At 59.5% G+C, this 15164-nt stretch carries 19 protein-coding genes; all 19 read left to right on the top strand.

Annotated features, from left to right (window positions below; translation table 11 throughout):
- Positions 1 to 9: 9 nt before the first annotated feature.
- The 19 genes from Q0P52_RS04310 to Q0P52_RS04400 all read left to right on the top strand — a co-directional run bounded on the left by Q0P52_RS04310 (position 10) and on the right by Q0P52_RS04400 (position 15156).
- Positions 10 to 429: a hypothetical protein gene (locus tag Q0P52_RS04310; RefSeq protein ID WP_293766593.1), complete on the top strand. Its 420-nt coding sequence runs from the start codon at positions 10 to 12 to the stop codon at positions 427 to 429.
- Positions 426 to 851 carry a DUF1320 domain-containing protein gene (locus Q0P52_RS04315; RefSeq protein WP_293766591.1) on the top strand — a complete coding sequence of 142 codons (426 nt, stop codon included), beginning with the start codon at positions 426 to 428 and terminating at the stop codon, positions 849 to 851. The genes Q0P52_RS04310 and Q0P52_RS04315 overlap by 4 nt, the downstream gene beginning before the upstream one ends.
- Entirely contained in the window at positions 851 to 1516 is a 666-nt protein-coding gene (locus tag Q0P52_RS04320; protein WP_293766588.1) for a DUF1834 family protein, read from the top strand. The genes Q0P52_RS04315 and Q0P52_RS04320 overlap by 1 nt, the downstream gene beginning before the upstream one ends.
- A complete protein-coding gene (locus Q0P52_RS04325) occupies positions 1513 to 1713 on the top strand; it encodes a DUF2635 domain-containing protein (protein WP_293766586.1) in 201 nt (66 codons plus the stop codon). The genes Q0P52_RS04320 and Q0P52_RS04325 overlap by 4 nt, the downstream gene beginning before the upstream one ends.
- Complete coding sequence (locus Q0P52_RS04330; protein WP_293766584.1) at positions 1713 to 3131, top strand: phage tail sheath subtilisin-like domain-containing protein; 1419 nt, start codon at positions 1713 to 1715, stop codon at positions 3129 to 3131. Before Q0P52_RS04325 ends, Q0P52_RS04330 begins: the two co-directional genes overlap by 1 nt.
- 65 nt (positions 3132 to 3196) lie before the next feature.
- Positions 3197 to 3571, top strand: coding sequence for a phage tail protein (locus tag Q0P52_RS04335; protein ID WP_293766582.1), 375 nt, complete (start codon positions 3197 to 3199; stop codon positions 3569 to 3571).
- 3 nt (positions 3572 to 3574) lie between these two features.
- On the top strand, positions 3575 to 3961 hold the full coding sequence (locus tag Q0P52_RS04340; protein ID WP_293766580.1) for a hypothetical protein: 387 nt from the start codon (positions 3575 to 3577) through the stop codon (positions 3959 to 3961).
- A 124-nt stretch (positions 3962 to 4085) separates the two neighbouring features.
- Positions 4086 to 6164: a phage tail tape measure protein gene (locus tag Q0P52_RS04345; protein ID WP_293766578.1), complete on the top strand. Its 2079-nt coding sequence runs from the start codon at positions 4086 to 4088 to the stop codon at positions 6162 to 6164.
- Positions 6164 to 7447, top strand: a complete 1284-nt coding sequence (locus tag Q0P52_RS04350) for a DNA circularization N-terminal domain-containing protein (protein WP_293766576.1) — start codon at positions 6164 to 6166, stop codon at positions 7445 to 7447. The genes Q0P52_RS04345 and Q0P52_RS04350 overlap by 1 nt, the downstream gene beginning before the upstream one ends.
- Complete coding sequence (locus Q0P52_RS04355; RefSeq protein ID WP_293766574.1) at positions 7431 to 8531, top strand: phage baseplate assembly protein; 1101 nt, start codon at positions 7431 to 7433, stop codon at positions 8529 to 8531. Before Q0P52_RS04350 ends, Q0P52_RS04355 begins: the two co-directional genes overlap by 17 nt.
- On the top strand, positions 8528 to 9154 hold the full coding sequence (locus Q0P52_RS04360) for a phage baseplate assembly protein V (protein WP_293766572.1): 627 nt from the start codon (positions 8528 to 8530) through the stop codon (positions 9152 to 9154). Before Q0P52_RS04355 ends, Q0P52_RS04360 begins: the two co-directional genes overlap by 4 nt.
- Before the next feature lie 368 nt (positions 9155 to 9522).
- Positions 9523 to 9873, top strand: a complete 351-nt coding sequence (locus Q0P52_RS04365) for a phage GP46 family protein (RefSeq protein WP_293766570.1) — start codon at positions 9523 to 9525, stop codon at positions 9871 to 9873.
- Complete coding sequence (locus tag Q0P52_RS04370) at positions 9873 to 10937, top strand: baseplate J/gp47 family protein (RefSeq protein WP_293813666.1); 1065 nt, start codon at positions 9873 to 9875, stop codon at positions 10935 to 10937. Before Q0P52_RS04365 ends, Q0P52_RS04370 begins: the two co-directional genes overlap by 1 nt.
- A complete protein-coding gene (locus Q0P52_RS04375) occupies positions 10937 to 11503 on the top strand; it encodes a putative phage tail protein (protein WP_293766892.1) in 567 nt (188 codons plus the stop codon). The genes Q0P52_RS04370 and Q0P52_RS04375 overlap by 1 nt, the downstream gene beginning before the upstream one ends.
- Positions 11504 to 11505: 2 nt before the next feature.
- Positions 11506 to 12960 carry a hypothetical protein gene (locus Q0P52_RS04380; RefSeq protein WP_293766888.1) on the top strand — a complete coding sequence of 485 codons (1455 nt, stop codon included), beginning with the start codon at positions 11506 to 11508 and terminating at the stop codon, positions 12958 to 12960.
- Between the two features lie 22 nt (positions 12961 to 12982).
- The gene (locus Q0P52_RS04385; protein ID WP_293766886.1) at positions 12983 to 13498 is read left to right on the top strand and encodes a hypothetical protein; all 516 of its coding nucleotides are present in this window, start codon (positions 12983 to 12985) and stop codon (positions 13496 to 13498) included.
- Positions 13499 to 13509: 11 nt separating this feature from the next.
- Positions 13510 to 14046 carry a hypothetical protein gene (locus Q0P52_RS04390; RefSeq protein ID WP_293766884.1) on the top strand — a complete coding sequence of 179 codons (537 nt, stop codon included), beginning with the start codon at positions 13510 to 13512 and terminating at the stop codon, positions 14044 to 14046.
- Positions 14047 to 14198: 152 nt separating this feature from the next.
- The gene (locus Q0P52_RS04395; protein WP_293766882.1) at positions 14199 to 14414 is read left to right on the top strand and encodes a Com family DNA-binding transcriptional regulator; all 216 of its coding nucleotides are present in this window, start codon (positions 14199 to 14201) and stop codon (positions 14412 to 14414) included.
- Positions 14362 to 15156, top strand: coding sequence for a DNA adenine methylase (locus tag Q0P52_RS04400; protein ID WP_293766880.1), 795 nt, complete (start codon positions 14362 to 14364; stop codon positions 15154 to 15156). The genes Q0P52_RS04395 and Q0P52_RS04400 overlap by 53 nt, the downstream gene beginning before the upstream one ends.
- Positions 15157 to 15164: the final 8 nt, after the last annotated feature.

Raw genomic sequence — 15164 nt, forward strand, 5'->3', positions numbered from 1 at the left:
GGAATGATCATGGCTGCCAAACCCAAGACTACTCCGACCACTCAAGCCAAGATTGCCGCTCCGCAGGACAACTCGGAACCGATCAGCCAGCAATCCGGCGATCAGATTGCCGATCAGGCAGCTCAGCAGAAGCCGTTACAACAAGGCCCTGCAGAGCAGGACGATCAAGCTCAGGATGTTGAGCTGCCCGGCGAGCAGGAGCCCTCTCTGCCGGCCAAGGAACAAGCTGCTGCAGCGCTGACTGGTTTGTTTGAACCCAACGCCGTTGAAGTCGTCGCCAAGTGCGAGAGCTTCCGCCGGGCCGGCCGTGTCTTCACCCGCGATAAGACGACCATCCGCCTCGAGGAGCTGAACGAGTCCGAGTTCAAGCTGCTGTACGAAGAGCCGATGCTGGCCGTGCAGCTGACCTATCTCTCCGGGGAGGAATGATCGTGTACGCCACCCGTGACGACATGGTGACCCGATTTGGTGAGCGGGAGGTCATTGCACTGACCGACCGCGACTATGCCGGCCAGATCAACGACACGGTGCTGACTGAAGCTCTGGTGAACGCTACCGCCGAGATTGATGGCTACCTCGGCGGGCGTTACCCGCTGCCGATGGCGACACCCCCGAAAATCCTCACCGGCTACGCCTGCGACATCGCTCGTTATCGGATGTGTGGCGCTGACGCGGTGGAAACGGAGTTGATTCGGGATCGTTACAAGGATGCCATCCGGTTCCTGGAACTGGTGGCGGCCGGCAGGGTGACCCTGGGTGGTATGCCGGGTGGCGGTCCAGCTCCGGTAGACAACACGGTGCAGTTCACGCCTGGGCTGCGGGTCTTTGCCCGCGATGGCGGAGCGTTCTGATGATTCTGGTTCAGACCGAAAACGCCATCATTGCCCGCCTGCGGCTGGGTCTCGGCCGCATGGTGCGTGAGGTCGGCAGCTATGGCGGCGAACTGGACGACGGGCTCGGAGATGCCATTCGCCGCTTCCCGGCCGCCTGGGTCACTTTCGGCGGGGTCACCAAGACCGAGCCGTATGGCACCAGTCGGCAGAAATTCAAGGCCACCGGGCAGTTCGTAGTGATGGTCGGCGAGCGCAGTGTGCGCAAAGAAGACGCTAGCCGGATCGGCGGCCCCGCCGCTGGCGAAGTGGGCAGTTACTCGCTGGTCTATGCCGTGCGACGCCTGCTGTCCTCGCAGGATCTCGGGCTGCCCATTGCTGAACTGATGCCCGGTCGGGTTCGCACTCTCTACAACTCGCGAATGGATAAACAGGCGTTCTCGGTATTTGCCTGCGAATTCCAGACAGCGTGGATCGAAGAGGTGTTGCCGAACGAGCACTGGCCGAGCCCGCCAGCAGCTGGCACACCAGAAGCAGAAACCAGCCCCGATGCGGTATTTGCTCGCTACCAGGGCAAGCTCGGCCAGCCCGACCCGGACTGGCTGCGTACTGGCCTCAATTACCACCTGATCCCGGATGACGGTCAGCCCGATGCCCAGGATCTTCTCTCCAGGAGCAACTCATGAAAGTGAAAGCCGCGCCCGGTATTCAGGTACCGATGGAAGACAAACCGCGCGAGTTCATCACCGATGCCGAAGCGGTTGAGGTGCCCAACAGCACCTATTACCTGCGCATTGTGGCGGACGGCGACCTGATCGACGTTGAAGCCGTACCGGCTGAAACTGACGGTGCCAAAAAAGCCGCGAAGAAAGGGGGTGAATGATGTCCAGCCCGAATATCAGCTTTGACAGCATTCCGTCGAGCATTCGCAAGCCCGGCAAGTACTTCGAGTTCAATACCCGGCTGGCGGTGCGTACCTTGCCGGGCAACCTGCAAAAGGTATTGGTACTGGGCCAGAAGCTGGCTGCTGGCAGTCAGGCCGCCCTGGTGCCGGTGGATGTATTCAGTGATGAGCAGGCCGCTCAGCTGTTCGGCCGTGGTTCGCAACTGCACCTGATGGTGCGGGCCGCGATCAAAGCCAACCCCTACCTGCAACTGACCACCATTGGTGTTGTGGACCCCGCTGGCAGTGCCGCAAGCGGGACCACTACGCTGGCCGGTACCGCAACGGGCAGTGGCGTGGTGTCGCTGTGGGTGGGTGCCAATCGCGTTGATATCGCAGTCAATAGTGGTGATACGGCCGCTGCTGTTGCCACGGCCCTGGCTGCGGCCGTGACCGCTAAACCCGACATCCCGGTCAACAGCGTTGCGGCGGCCGGCGTGGTAACGCATACCTGCTATCACAAGGGCACGGTAGGCAACGATATCAAACTTGTCGCCAGTTGCACTGCGCCGGGCCTGACAGCCACGGTAGCGACACTGACTGGTGGCACGCTTGATCCGGATTACACCACAGCCTTGGCAGCCGTCGCTGGCGCTGGCCACAACATCATCGTGGCTCCGCTGTCCAGCCAGGCGCATCTTACTGCACTGCGCACCCATCTGGACTTTGTGTCCGGGCCGATGGAACAGCGAGGAGCTACCGGCGTGTTCGGTTGGCCGGGTTCGCTGGCCACAGGCACCACGCTCGCCGGCCAGATCAACGGCGGTCGGGTTACGGGTGCCTGGTATCGCGGCTCTTTGCGGCTGCCGTGCGAAATCGCCGCTGCCTACGCTGCCGTTATTGCCAGCGAAGAAGATCCGGCCCGCCCGCTCAATACCCTTGAGCTGGCCGGCCTGGACGTCACCACCATCGACCAGCGGCCCATCCGTACCGAGCAGGAAAACGCGCTCAACAATGGCCTGACGCCGCTGGAAGTCGGCCCCGGTGACAAGGTGCAGATCGTCCGGGCGATTTCCACCTACACCAAGGCGGCAGACGGCACCAACGACGTGTCGCTGCTGGATATCACCACCATCCGCACGCTGGACTATGTGCGCAAAGCATGCCGCGAACGGATCAGCCTGCGTTTCCCGCGCGAAAAACTGTCCGAGCGCACCCCGGAAAAGGTTCGCTCTGAGCTGTATGACGTGCTGCTCAAGCTGGAAGAGTTGGAGATCGTCGAAAACGTCGAAGCCAACAAGGATGGCCTGCTGGTTGAGTTCGATAGCCAGGACGTGAACCGGCTGAATGCCAAGATTCCGGCCGATGTTGTTAACGGCTTGCACGTGTTCGCCGGTCGCATCGATCTGCTGCTGTAACAACCCAGGGGCGGCTGGAGGCCACCAGACCCGAGAAGGTCGCCCGACTACCACAGGAGAAAAGCATGGCACTTCAGGAATACGCTGGCGCCATCGTGCTGGAGGTTGACGGCAAAGAGGTCGAGGTGATCGACGTCAACATCAATACCAAGACTGGTCGCAAGCTGGTCAAGACCATGAACAAGACTGGCCGGGCCAAGGGATTTGCCAAGGGCATCGCGGAGTACGACATGTCCGTTACGGTAGCGATACCGCTTTCGGGCGATCTGGACTGGGAAGGGATTGAAGGCGCGAAGCTGACGATCTACCCACTGAGCCCCGGTGGTAAGCGAGAAAGCTACCTTGACTGCTTTACCACCGAGGTGGGCGAGAAATACAGCGTCGACAACGAAGCGCGCCGGGATCTCAAAGTGCAGGCGCTGCGCAAGGTGAAGGAGTAAGGCATGGCCATGACTGAAAAGGACACGCTGCTCTACGGCGTGGAGTATCCGGCGGGCTCCGGCCAAATGCACTACGACTTCGAACTGCGCCTGCCGACCGTGGGTGACAACATCGTCGCCATCGAGGAGCTGGGCGTGGGCTCCAACCTACGGCTGAACACCGCGATGCTCGCGCGTGCCCTGGTACGACTCGGCGACATACCGTCGGAGGCGATTACCTACGAGCTGCTGGACAAGGAACTGGTCGACGATGACTACGACGTGCTGGCTACGGCGCGGGATCGGCTTAAAAAAAAGCGGATGCGGCCGAAGCCCAGCTTGCCGGCTTCCGACTCGCCGTCGTCGCCCTCGGCAAGCACGGTATCCCCGAGCCCCGAATCCGCGAGCTGACTGCCGCTGAGTTTGAAGGATATCTCGCTGCTGTTAACCGGCTGTATGGCGGCAAGCTACGGCAGGGAGACGGCAGCGAGTCTCGCCGCATCACCTCACAGCGTAGAAAGAAACCTGCCTGATTATGCCCCGTAACCCTGAATTAGCCCTGACGCTCAAGGCGCGCGATGAAGCCTCCCGTACCGTCCAGCGGGTCATGCAGGAGGCTGAGCGGCAGACCCAGCGCGCGGAACGAGCGGTTATCGGCCTGTCGCGTGAAAGCCAGCGGATGTCCAGCGCGCGGGAGCAACTTGGCGTCCGTGCCGAACGGGCAATCCAACGCGAGATCCAGCTGACCGAAGCTGCTTACAAGCGACTGACCAACAGTGGCACGTTGACTGCCAAAGAGCAGTCGCGGGCCTATGACGCCATGCGCGACAAGGTAGCCGGGCTGCGCCGGGAGATGGCGGGTGTGAGCCAGTTGCAACGTGGCATGGTGGCCGGGGCCAAGGGGTTGGCTGCTGCGGCTGCTAGCATAGCGGCTGGCGGCTATGTGGTCAGCCAGCCCATCAAGCGAACAATGGAGTATGACCGCCGTCTGGCCATGATGGCGAATACCGCATTCGCAGAACGTGATGTGGCCGGCCGCCGCGCAGGCGTGCATGAACTGGATGAGGCCATCAAGCATGCAGTGCGCGAGGGCGGAGGCTCCCGCGAGAATGCGGCCGAGACGCTGGATAGCTTGCTGGCTTCAGGGGCAATGAGCCAGAAAAGTGCCGTTAATCTGCTGCCAATGCTGCAGAAATATGCCACGGCAACAGGTGCCGATCCGAACGAACTCGGCAATATCGCCATCCGGGCCATGCAGACGTTCAAAATCAAGGAAAGCGAGCTGCCGCTGGCGCTCGACATGGCGATCAAGGCAGGCCAGGAAGGCGGCTTCGAGCTGAAAGACATGTCCAAGTGGCTACCCCAGCAGATGGCGGCTGCAAAACAGGCGGGCATGTCCGGTATGGGTGGACTGGCCAAATTGCTTGCAGCCAACCAAGCTGCAGTGATCACAGCCGGCACCAAAGACGAGGCTGGCAATAACCTGGTCAACCTGCTGGCTAAGATCAATAGCCAGGATACGGCCAGAGACGCTGCCAAAATCAGCGCAAAGACATTCCAAGAAAAGAAGAAAGGCGAGAAAGGCATCGACCTGGCCGGTACGCTGGCGGCCGCCCGTGAAAAGGGGGTGAATTCGCTGGATGCTTTTGTTGGCTTGGTCGACATGGTGGTCGGCCATGACAAGCGTTACCAAGAAATCCAGGCCAAGCTGAAGACTGCCAAAGGCGATGACCGCAAGGCGCTGCTGGAGTCACAGGGCGATATCCTGCAGGGATCGGCCGTGGGCACTCTGATTCAGGACCGCCAAGCGCTGATGGCGTTGGTCGGCTACATGGGTAACCGCGAATACGTAAAAGATATCGAAGGCAAGCTACCAGGTGCTGGCGGCACCGGCCAGATCAACTTTGACATGATCGCCGGCACCGCATCATTTCAGACCGAGCGGGCTAAAAACGAAAAGGCCATTGCCGAACAGCAAGCGTTTGATGGGCTCAGCAATACGATAGGTTCTGTTTCCGGGAAACTCGCAGATTATGCGCAAGCCTATCCGGGGCTATCGACGGCCTTGGTCGGCGCGACCACAGCTGTGACGGCTCTTGCGGCTGCAGCTGGCGCTGCAGCCATACCGATGATGATGATGGGTGGCGGTGCTGGTGCTGGTGCCGGTGCGGGTGGCATAGCCGGTCGAGCGTTGGGGGGAGCGGGGGCCGCTCTCAGGGCGGGCGGTGGTGTACTGGCTGCTGGTGCTGTTGGTTATGGCGTGGGCTCCCTGATCAATGAGGGCATCACCGGCGTGTTGACCGCCACGAATGGTGGCAAAGAACGCACCCTTGGTACTTGGCTCTACGACATGTTCAACGGAGACAAAGATGCCAAGCTGCTTGAGCCTACGACGTTTGCCAAACGTAACGCGCCAAGCGGCGCTGCCCCTATCCCGCAGCTGGATATGCTGCAGTCCACCTTGAATGTCTCCACCAAGCTGGATATGGCCGCCATGAAAATGCAGCAGGCCACCAGTACTCCCATCCCCGTGCAAGTGACCGTTGATGTGCAGAACGGCAATATCGTCGCCGCCGTCAACCAGGCGAACACGATGGCATTCAGGAGAGGATGATGGCGTGGTCTGATACCTTGCTGGATGCCGCCTTCCGGGGCGTTACTTTCGACTGTCTGCAAACGCAGGACAGCGCCCAGCGCGATACCGCCAGCCATGAATACCCGTACCTTGATGGCGCGGACATAGAAGACCTTGGCCGTAAGGCGCGTCGCATCGCCATGTCGGCGGTGTTCTTTGGCGATGACTACGAGAGCCGGCTGCAGGCGTTCATCGCCGTCCTGGACAAGCCCGGTCACGGCGAGCTGATCCACCCTGTGTTCGGTAGCATCCAGAAGGCGCAGCTCAATGATTACAAGATCATTCATGAGGCGGACAGCCCGGACTACTGCACGGTTGAGCTGGATTTTGTTGAAGCCACGCCGGGCAACCCCTTCTTCGTGCAGCAGCTGCCGGCACAAAAAGCAGAAGTGGTGGCACTGCTTGCCGCCGCAGGTCGTACCAATGGAATTGAAGCCTTTGCTTCGGCTCTAGATGGGCTGAAAGCGTTAAGCGGCAACCTGTCACGCCTGAATGCGCTGCGCGATGTGATGACGGGCACCTTGGGCGCGCTACGCAGCCAAGTGCAAGGCATCATCGGCACCACGCTGGATCTGATTGACTATCCGCGAGCCTTTGCCGGCGACGTCATGAGCCTGGTGGATGGCATGGCGGATCTGCGCGGCTTTGATGTGGGTGTGATCGTGTCTGACTGGAAGAGCCTGACCAGCCAATTCGACAACGTCGTCAAGCTGCCCAGCCAGGTCTCTGCCGGCTCCGTGTCTGAGAACGCCAGTGCCAATGCTGGCGGAGCTGGATCGGGCACTGTCAGTGATGCGAAGCCTATCCCGGCCTCCGCTGAGGACGTCGCCCTGGTAACGACAGTTGTACAGATCGCTGTGGCCACGTCGATGGCCGATACGGCTAGTCAGATCTTTGCCGCAGAAGCAGAGCAGCCGACGTTGTCGCCCCAAGAGGTTGAGCTGATCACTAATGACGTGCGCGACACGTTGCAGACCGTTATTGATGCTCATCGGGATCAATTCCAGATTGAGGCGGCCCGCCCTGTCACGGAGTCTCTGAAAGACACGGCACTAGGTGTGCAGGATGCTGCCATTGCGATCATCGAAGCACTGCCGCCACTGGTGACACGCACGGTCGACGCTCCAGGCAATCTGCACCTGGTCGCCTTTCGTTGGTATGGCGATTACACCCGCGCAGAGGAGCTGGCACGTCTCAATCCCCAATTGACCAATCCCAACGCCCTGCAGGCTGGAGATGCGTTGTATGCCTACGCCCGATAACACCGTCAGCCTACTGATCGGCGGCCGGGTTCATAGCAAGTGGACCCGTTACGAGATCGACTCGGACTTGTTGATCCCAGCTGACGCCTGGCGTGTGGATCTGGGCCTGCCGGAAGGGAAGTTTCCGCCCATCGTCACAGAAGGCGCAGCCGTGCAGGTACGCATAGGCGCGGAAACGGTACTGAATGGATTTGTGGACGATATCGACGAGTCTGTCGAGAAAGGCAGCCATAGCTTGTCTATCAATGGCCGTGACGGTGCGGCCATCCTGACTGATTGCTCGGCCCCGATCTTCACGGCCAAGCAGGCCACGCTGGCCGAAGTGGTGGCCAACGTCGTCAAGCCGCTAGGCATCAGCAAGATCCGCATCGACGCTGACAAGGCGCGAACTGCCGACAAGATCAGTGTCGAGCCCGGCGATACCGCGTGGGACACCTTGGTACATGCAGCCGAAGCCAACGGTCTATGGCCGTGGTTTGAGCCCGACGGCACCTTGGTGATTGGCGGGCCGGACTACAGCAAGCCACCTGTGGCCAGCCTCATTATGAAAATTGATGGGCGCGGCAATAACCTGATCAGCTTGCGCCGGACGCGCAGCATGGCGGAACGCCATTCCGAGATCACTGTGCTCGGCCAGGCGCATGGCACGGCACTTGAAGGCGGGAAGCATGCACTCAAAAGCACGGTGAAGGATGCCGGAATTACCGTCTACCGTCCCCGTATTGTGGTCGACCATGATGCCGAAAATGCCGAGGCAGCACGTGCCAAAGCGCGCAAGCTGCTATCAGACTCACGCCTCAAGGGCTTTACCCTGATGGCCAAGGTCAGCGGACACCGTACCAGCGACGGCGTGCTGTGGCAGCCAGGTCAACGCATTCACGTTGTGAGCGAGCCGCATGAAATTGATGGGGTGTTCTTCCTCATGGCACGCAAATTTCAGGGTGGCCGAGGCATTGGCCAGGTCACCATGCTGACTCTGAAGGAAGATGGTGTCTGGGTGTTGGATGCTCATCCCCACAAACGCAAACACCGTCGAGGCAAGAACAGTTCGGCGGGTCTGGAAACGGTGGACGTAACGCAATGATGAACGATGTCGACAAGCGCATCCGGCGCGCCATGGCCGGCGTCAGGCAGGCATTTCGCAGCGTACTGACGAGGGTTGGCAGCGCATCAGCCGTTCAGCTCGTACAGGGCGAGGGACTGGCTGGGGAGCCGATGCAGGATGCCGAGCTGTTCCAGCATTACGGGCTGACCAGCAACCCGCCGGCCGGGACGATGGCTGTCGCCCTGCCTGTCGGCGGGAAAACCAGTCACAGCATCGTGATCGCCACAGAGCACGGCAGCTACCGGCTGAAGGCACTCAAGACGGGCGAGGTCGCGCTCTACACCGACGAGGGGGCCAAGATCGTGCTCAAGCGCGGCCGCCTAATCGAAACCGACTGCGATGTGTTTAAGGTCAACTGCAAGATTTGGGAAGTTAACGCCAGCGACAAGGCTGACTTCAACACGCCGATGCTCACGGCCAGTGAACAGGTGACGGCGGGTGGCCAGCTCAACGGCAACGGCGGGATGGCCATCAAGGGGGGAGCAGGTGCGCATGTAGACGGCACGCTGGAGGCGACGGTGGATGTAATCGCTGCCGGCAAGAGCGGTGCGCATCACAAGCATCCGGGTGATTCTGGAGGAATCACTGGTGAACCTGCATGATAAACTAGCCTCTCCCATGTCATTAGGAGCGGAGTCGTGCAAACAAAATTCATTTTGGAAATTTACGAACCTGACAGTACTCATGATCCATTGGCGCACTTTGAGTCTGATCAGCCTTTTATGTCCATTGCTCGTGGGGATCTGTTAAACACAAGGACGTGGAATCTTAGTATCCCAACCGGTAGTCTGTTCAAAGTTGTAGGGCTGGAACATTTACTTTGGACAATCGGGGATACAAACACCCATAAACTCTTGGTGTTCACCACAGAGGTTAAAGACAGTCGCGAATCAAGAATCTGCGAGTAAGCTAATCCTACTGAAGCCTATCGGTTAATCGCCCACACCACCATGCCCCGACAATTCGGGGCATGGACGCTTTAATCGACCCCCAAACCGGCGACTACGTTGGTACCCGCACTGACACCCTGGCCAACGTAGTTTACCTGCGGCTGACCACACCGCTGGGCAGCTGGTGGGCAGATCCCACCCTGGGCTCTCGCCTGCATGAGCTGCAGCGCGAGAAGGATGTCAGCCGCGTGGCAAAACTGGCTCGCCAGTACGCCGAGCAGGCACTGGCACCGCTGGTAAAAGACGGCCGGGCCACGAGCGTTACCGTCACCACCTCTCGCCAGCAACCGGGCTGGCTTTTTCTCCTTATTGAAGTCGATGACGGCACTGGGCGCATTCAACGCTTCCAGCACCCGGTGAGGGTTGCCTAATGCCGTTCATTGTCCCTTCCTTCGCCAAAATCCGCGACGACCTTCTGCGCGACCTGAAGAACCAACTGCCTGACGCTGACGTTGGCCCGGACAGTGATTTCTTCATTCGAGCCACCTCTGTGGCCAGCGCGGTCGAGGGGCTGTATCAGCACCAGGCGTGGATCGTGCGCCAGATATTCCCGGACACCGCTGACCGCGAATACCTGGAGCTGCATGCCCGCACGCGCGGACTCTCCCGCAAGGCTGCTGTTGCCGCCCAGGGCTTTATCGCGGTTACTGGTACACCCGGTGCGGCGGTGCCGACCGGTCTCACTGCCAAGCTGGGTAGCATGAGTTATGTGACCACCCACGCGGGAGTTATTGATGCCAACGGCACAGCATCGGTAGCAGCGACTGCTGGCGTCGCCGGCATTGCGGGGAATGTAGAAGGGAGTGTTGCTGGAGAGCTGATGGCCGCGCCGCCCGGCGTCACCAGCCAAGCGGCCATCGTCAACATGCGCGGCGGGGTTGAAGAAGAGTCGGACAGCGAACTATTGGCTCGCCTGCTGGAGCTGATCCGCCGTCCACCAGCCGGCGGCAACAAGTACGACTACCGCCGCTGGGCCATGGCTGTGGCTGGCGTGACTGCGGCTTTTGTCTATCCGTTACGGCGTGGGCTCGGCACTGTCGATATCGTCATCACCTCGGCTGGAGGGTTGCCGTCTGCCGCCACCATCGCCGCAGTTCAGAACTACATCGACGACATGCGACCGGTAACAGCCAAAAACAGCCTGGTGCTGGCGCCGACGCTGAAGGTGGTCGATGTCACTGTGGCAGTGCAGCTGTCTGGTATCACGCTGGCAACAGCCAAGCCGCAAATCGAGGCCACCCTCGGCACTTACTTCAGTCAGCTCGCCCCAGGCGAGACCGCGATCAAGAGCCGCATAGAGGCACTGATAACCAACGTCTCAGGAGTGGCTGACCGTGCGGTAACGCTGCCGGTGGCCAATGTCATCCCAACCGTTGATGCCGGTGTGGTCGAGTGGGTTCGCCTCGGCACCGTTACCGTGGTGCCGCTGCAATGATTGACCATGCCCAGCTCTTGGCTTTGCTGCTCCCTCCCGTCAGCTACGCACCGATGGGAGAAAGCCTGCATGCCGAGTTGCAGGCTGAGGGTATGTCACTTGATACCGCGCTTTCCAGTACTGATCGGATTTCAGGCGCAGTAACTCCGTTTTTCGCCGAGCAGTTGCTGCCGGACTGGGAGCGCGTCTGTGGGATCACTCCGTTGGCTGACGCGGCTTACCAGCAACGACTGCAGGCAGTGCTGGCCAAGTTGGCCGAAACCGGTGGACTGAGTATCGAGTACTTCACTCGCTTGGCCCGCAGCCTTGGTTACGACATCACCATCGTCGAACCTCAGCCATTTCGCGCTGGCATCAATCGGGCAGGTGACACTCTGTATATCGAGGACATTCAGTGGGTATGGCAGGTCATTGTTGGTAGCCAGACGCGCGTTTATCTGCTTCGCGCGGGCCTGTCAGCTGCCGGGGAGCGACTTACTTCATTCGGCGATCCAGTGATCGAGTCGGTGATCGAGGATCTGAAACCCGCCCATACCTTTGTTTATTTTGCTTACCAGGAGTCGTAACCATGCAAGACGTCATGTCTCCCATCGGGACGCCGGACTCTAAGTTCCACGATGGGAACCCGGCCAGTGGTGAACTGGGGACCATTGTTTCAGCACTTTGGCTGAACGCTATCCAAAGCGCCACGATAGACACGCAAACAGAACTGAAATCCGTATTGACCGCTACGGGTATCACACTGGATGCGAAAAAGAACAATCAGCTCTATCTGGCAATCAGGAGGGTGATGAGCAAGGGTGTCGTGCTGGCGGACACCGGCGCGGCCAACGCCTACGCAGCAGCCAATAGTCCGGCCCTCGTGGCAGGTGATCTGGTCTCCGGGCTTGTGCAGCAAGTGAGTATTGCCAATGCGAACACTGCTGCTTCCACCTATTCGCCGGATGGGCTGGCGGCCAAACCAATTTATGGGCTGGGCTTGGCGGCTCTCCAGGGGGGGGAGCTGGTAACTGGCGGCATGGCGGTGCTGATGTACCTGGTTACGGCTGGGGTGAACGGTGGCAATGGGGCATGGGTATTGTTGGAATGTACAGGTGGGGCGCAACAAGTTGCTACTGGCACCAAAAGCCTGCATGCCATGGCCATTGGTAAAATGCGAAACAAGAATCCCATCCTCAATGGTGGCATGGACATCGCTCAGCGAGGTACCAGTTTCGCACTGCAAACTGCATGGAAATACGGGTCGCTTGATCGCTGGGCCGCGATTCAGGCAAACACGGCGCAAGGGGTTCTCGCACAAGTGAGCGCAGGGCTGAAAAACTTTTCGTACTGCGCAAAGCTGGGCCGCAATAACGGTGCCAACTCAACAGGGTTTGTCGGCATGCTGCAGGCGCTTGAGAGCGTAGACAGCATTCCCCTTCAGGGCAAAACCTGCACCCTTTCCTTCTACGCAAAAGCCGGAGCGAATTACTCCGGTGGCGCGACATTCGGCGCAACTATCTGGACTGGGCAGGGAACAGATCAGGCGGCTGGTAACTATGCCTCGTGGACGAATGGAGCCTCTGCGGGCGTTACAAATCCGGGACTGACGGCGGCATGGCAGCGCTTTACCTATCAGGTAGCCATACCCGACCTTGCCACGCAACTGGCGCTGATTTTCAACTACACGCCGTCCGGCATAGCTGGTGCTGATGACAATGTCTACATCACTGGCGTGCAGCTTGAACCTTGGCCGGTGGCGACCGATTTTGACCGCCGCCCGGTTTCTCAGGAGCTGGTGCTGTGCCAGCGGTATTTCGAAACTGGCGGGCTCTCCCTTTCTGTCACTTCTGGTTCGTCAAATGGAATCGGTGGGACGTTCAAGGCCACAAAGCGAACCATTCCGGCAATGGTTCGAACGGGCCAATTTATCTCTGCCAATGAAGCGGGTTCTATCTTTGCGTCAATTACCACAAACCAGTACAGCATAACGAACACGAACACTGCGGCGGGTTGTCTCTGGACTGCCGATGCCGAGCTGTAATCATCCGTATTAAGGAGCGTATATGGGCACTCGTTATAAATTGACCGCGTCACCAGACACGGTAATCGACACCGAAACTGGCGCGACGATCCCGCGCGGCCATCGGTGGTGGGATGACTACCAGGTATGGCTTGAGAAGGGCAATCGGCCAGCCCCCGCAGATGGCAGCTCGCTTGAAGATAAGCGTGCTGCTGTGCTCTCCAGAATCAATGCGAGCTGCGAGACGGCGATGGCGCAGCTACGTGCCAGCTACCCAGACTCAGAAGTGTTGAGCTGGAGCCAACAGGCAAAGGAGGCCGACGCTCTTTTGGCAGACTCCGGCGCGGCAACCCCGTTACTGTCCGCCATTGCCAGTGAGCGAGGGATGAACGTTGCTGACTTGGCAGAAAAGGTGCGAGCAAATACCGTCGCGTACTCGTGCGCTAGCGGCCAGATTATTGGTAAGCGGCAGGCACTGGAAGACGCATTGATGTCAATTGATCTGACGGCTAAGGATGCCGCTGAACAGATGGATGCCATCAACTGGCCATCAGCCTAGAGGTAACTGGTATGAAAACAATACTCTGCATTCTCATGTGGCTGCTGCTGGCCCCCTTCGACCTTCTTGTAAACCTGTTGGCGTTCCCGCTGGCCCCCGTCATCGTATTGCTGACGACACAAGCGGGCGTGTCGCCATTGTGGTGCTGGCCGTGGTTGACCGATGACAATCCGATTGATGGAGACGCCGGGCATCTGGAACGCTGGCCGGACAATGGTACGCGGTGGCGCGTTTACTCCAGGCGGGTGGCGTGGCTATGGCGGAACCGTGGCTATGGGTTTTCGACCAGGATCACTGGTGTCCAGTTGAGCGGGGCAACAAGGTTCTGGGGTGATCGCAAGGTGTCAGACAATCCGATGCACGCTGGCTGGTGCATCGCCATTAATGGCCGGGCATGGGAGCTGTATGCCTTTTACCCGTGGCTCTCAATCCTGCGACGCGGGCTGCGCATCAGGATAGGCTGGGCGATACCACTGACGATTGATCAGCCTGCAGAGACCGCCATGCTTAAGACTCACGTGAATCCCTTTAAGGGCTATACGCTCTAGAGAGAAAGACAGCGACCGGGCAGGTGGTGGAACACCTACCCGGCCAGCTGACCCGCAGATCCAGCCTGCAAGTCAACCCAAGACTGCCACTTTCGACGTCAAAAGCTCGGCAAGTCTAGCGGAATATTTGTCACCCGATAAGGGGCTTGCAGATGATTAACCATGAAATCCGTTGCGGCCAATGTGGCCGTAAATTGGCCTCTGGCCGTTATCTTGAACTGACCATTAAGTGCCCGCGCTGCCGGGCTTTAAATCACCTGAAGGCCGAGAGCCTCCCCTCAGAGCACCCAGGAGTGCCGCAACCAGGAGAAGACGATGGACACCAGTCCGATCATCCCTTGGCTGGGCGGCAAACGACGCCTGGCTGACAGACTCATGCCTCTGTTCCCGAAGCATGAGTGCTATGTAGAGCTGTTTTGCGGTGGCGCTGCGTTGTACTTTCTGCGCCATGTCCCGGCTCCCGCCGAAGTACTGAACGACGTGAATGGGGAGCTGGTGAACCTGTATAGGGTGGTGCAAAACCATATGGAAGAGTTTGTACGCCAGTTCAAGTGGGCAATCAGCAGCCGCGAGGTGTTCAAGTGGCAGCAGATGACTCGCCCGGAGACACTGACTGATATCCAGCGCGCGGCGCGCTTCTATTATCTGCAGCACCATGCGTTCGCAGGCAAGGTGACCGGGCAGACCTTCGGCACCGCAACCACCGGCCCGGCAATCAATCTGTGTCGGATCGAGGAGAACCTCAGCGCGGCGCACCTACGCCTGGCTGGCACCTACGTCGAGCACCTATCGTGGCAGGACTGCCTGAAGCGCTACGACCGGCCGCATACCTTCTTCTATGCCGATCCGCCGTACTGGCAGACCGAAGGCTATGGCGTGCCGTTCGAGTTCGACCAGTACGAGCAACTGGCCGAGGTGATGCGGACGTGCAAGGGCAAGGTGATGGTGAGCATCAATGACCACCCGGATATTCGAGCCGCCTTTGATGGCTTTTGGATGGAGGGACTGGATATCAAGTACAGCACGGCCAATGCTCACGGCGCACCTGAAACCAGCCGCGAGTTGGTGATTACCAACTGGGAGCCGGAAGCACTCGGGGGGCTGTTCTAATCCGCTAC

Source organism: uncultured Aquitalea sp., assembly GCF_945957525.1.
Classification (GTDB): Bacteria; Pseudomonadota; Gammaproteobacteria; order Burkholderiales; family Chromobacteriaceae; genus Aquitalea.

Excerpts from the sequence above, each read along its gene's own strand:
- Q0P52_RS04365 (WP_293766570.1), top strand. The coding sequence starts at position 9,523 with ATGGACGCTTTAATCGACCCCCAAACCGGCGACTACGTTGGTACCCGC.
- Q0P52_RS04385 (WP_293766886.1), top strand. The coding sequence starts at position 12,983 with ATGGGCACTCGTTATAAATTGACCGCGTCACCAGACACGGTAATCGAC.
- Q0P52_RS04345 (WP_293766578.1), top strand. The coding sequence starts at position 4,086 with ATGCCCCGTAACCCTGAATTAGCCCTGACGCTCAAGGCGCGCGATGAA.
- Q0P52_RS04325 (WP_293766586.1), top strand. The coding sequence starts at position 1,513 with ATGAAAGTGAAAGCCGCGCCCGGTATTCAGGTACCGATGGAAGACAAA.
- Q0P52_RS04380 (WP_293766888.1), top strand. The coding sequence starts at position 11,506 with ATGCAAGACGTCATGTCTCCCATCGGGACGCCGGACTCTAAGTTCCAC.
- Q0P52_RS04400 (WP_293766880.1), top strand. The coding sequence starts at position 14,362 with ATGGACACCAGTCCGATCATCCCTTGGCTGGGCGGCAAACGACGCCTG.
- Q0P52_RS04395 (WP_293766882.1), top strand. The coding sequence starts at position 14,199 with ATGATTAACCATGAAATCCGTTGCGGCCAATGTGGCCGTAAATTGGCC.
- Q0P52_RS04360 (WP_293766572.1), top strand. The coding sequence starts at position 8,528 with ATGATGAACGATGTCGACAAGCGCATCCGGCGCGCCATGGCCGGCGTC.
- Q0P52_RS04310 (WP_293766593.1), top strand. The coding sequence starts at position 10 with ATGGCTGCCAAACCCAAGACTACTCCGACCACTCAAGCCAAGATTGCC.
- Q0P52_RS04330 (WP_293766584.1), top strand. The coding sequence starts at position 1,713 with ATGTCCAGCCCGAATATCAGCTTTGACAGCATTCCGTCGAGCATTCGC.
- Q0P52_RS04340 (WP_293766580.1), top strand. The coding sequence starts at position 3,575 with ATGGCCATGACTGAAAAGGACACGCTGCTCTACGGCGTGGAGTATCCG.
- Q0P52_RS04370 (WP_293813666.1), top strand. The coding sequence starts at position 9,873 with ATGCCGTTCATTGTCCCTTCCTTCGCCAAAATCCGCGACGACCTTCTG.
- Q0P52_RS04320 (WP_293766588.1), top strand. The coding sequence starts at position 851 with ATGATTCTGGTTCAGACCGAAAACGCCATCATTGCCCGCCTGCGGCTG.
- Q0P52_RS04390 (WP_293766884.1), top strand. The coding sequence starts at position 13,510 with ATGAAAACAATACTCTGCATTCTCATGTGGCTGCTGCTGGCCCCCTTC.
- Q0P52_RS04315 (WP_293766591.1), top strand. The coding sequence starts at position 426 with ATGATCGTGTACGCCACCCGTGACGACATGGTGACCCGATTTGGTGAG.
- Q0P52_RS04355 (WP_293766574.1), top strand. The coding sequence starts at position 7,431 with ATGCCTACGCCCGATAACACCGTCAGCCTACTGATCGGCGGCCGGGTT.
- Q0P52_RS04350 (WP_293766576.1), top strand. The coding sequence starts at position 6,164 with ATGGCGTGGTCTGATACCTTGCTGGATGCCGCCTTCCGGGGCGTTACT.
- Q0P52_RS04335 (WP_293766582.1), top strand. The coding sequence starts at position 3,197 with ATGGCACTTCAGGAATACGCTGGCGCCATCGTGCTGGAGGTTGACGGC.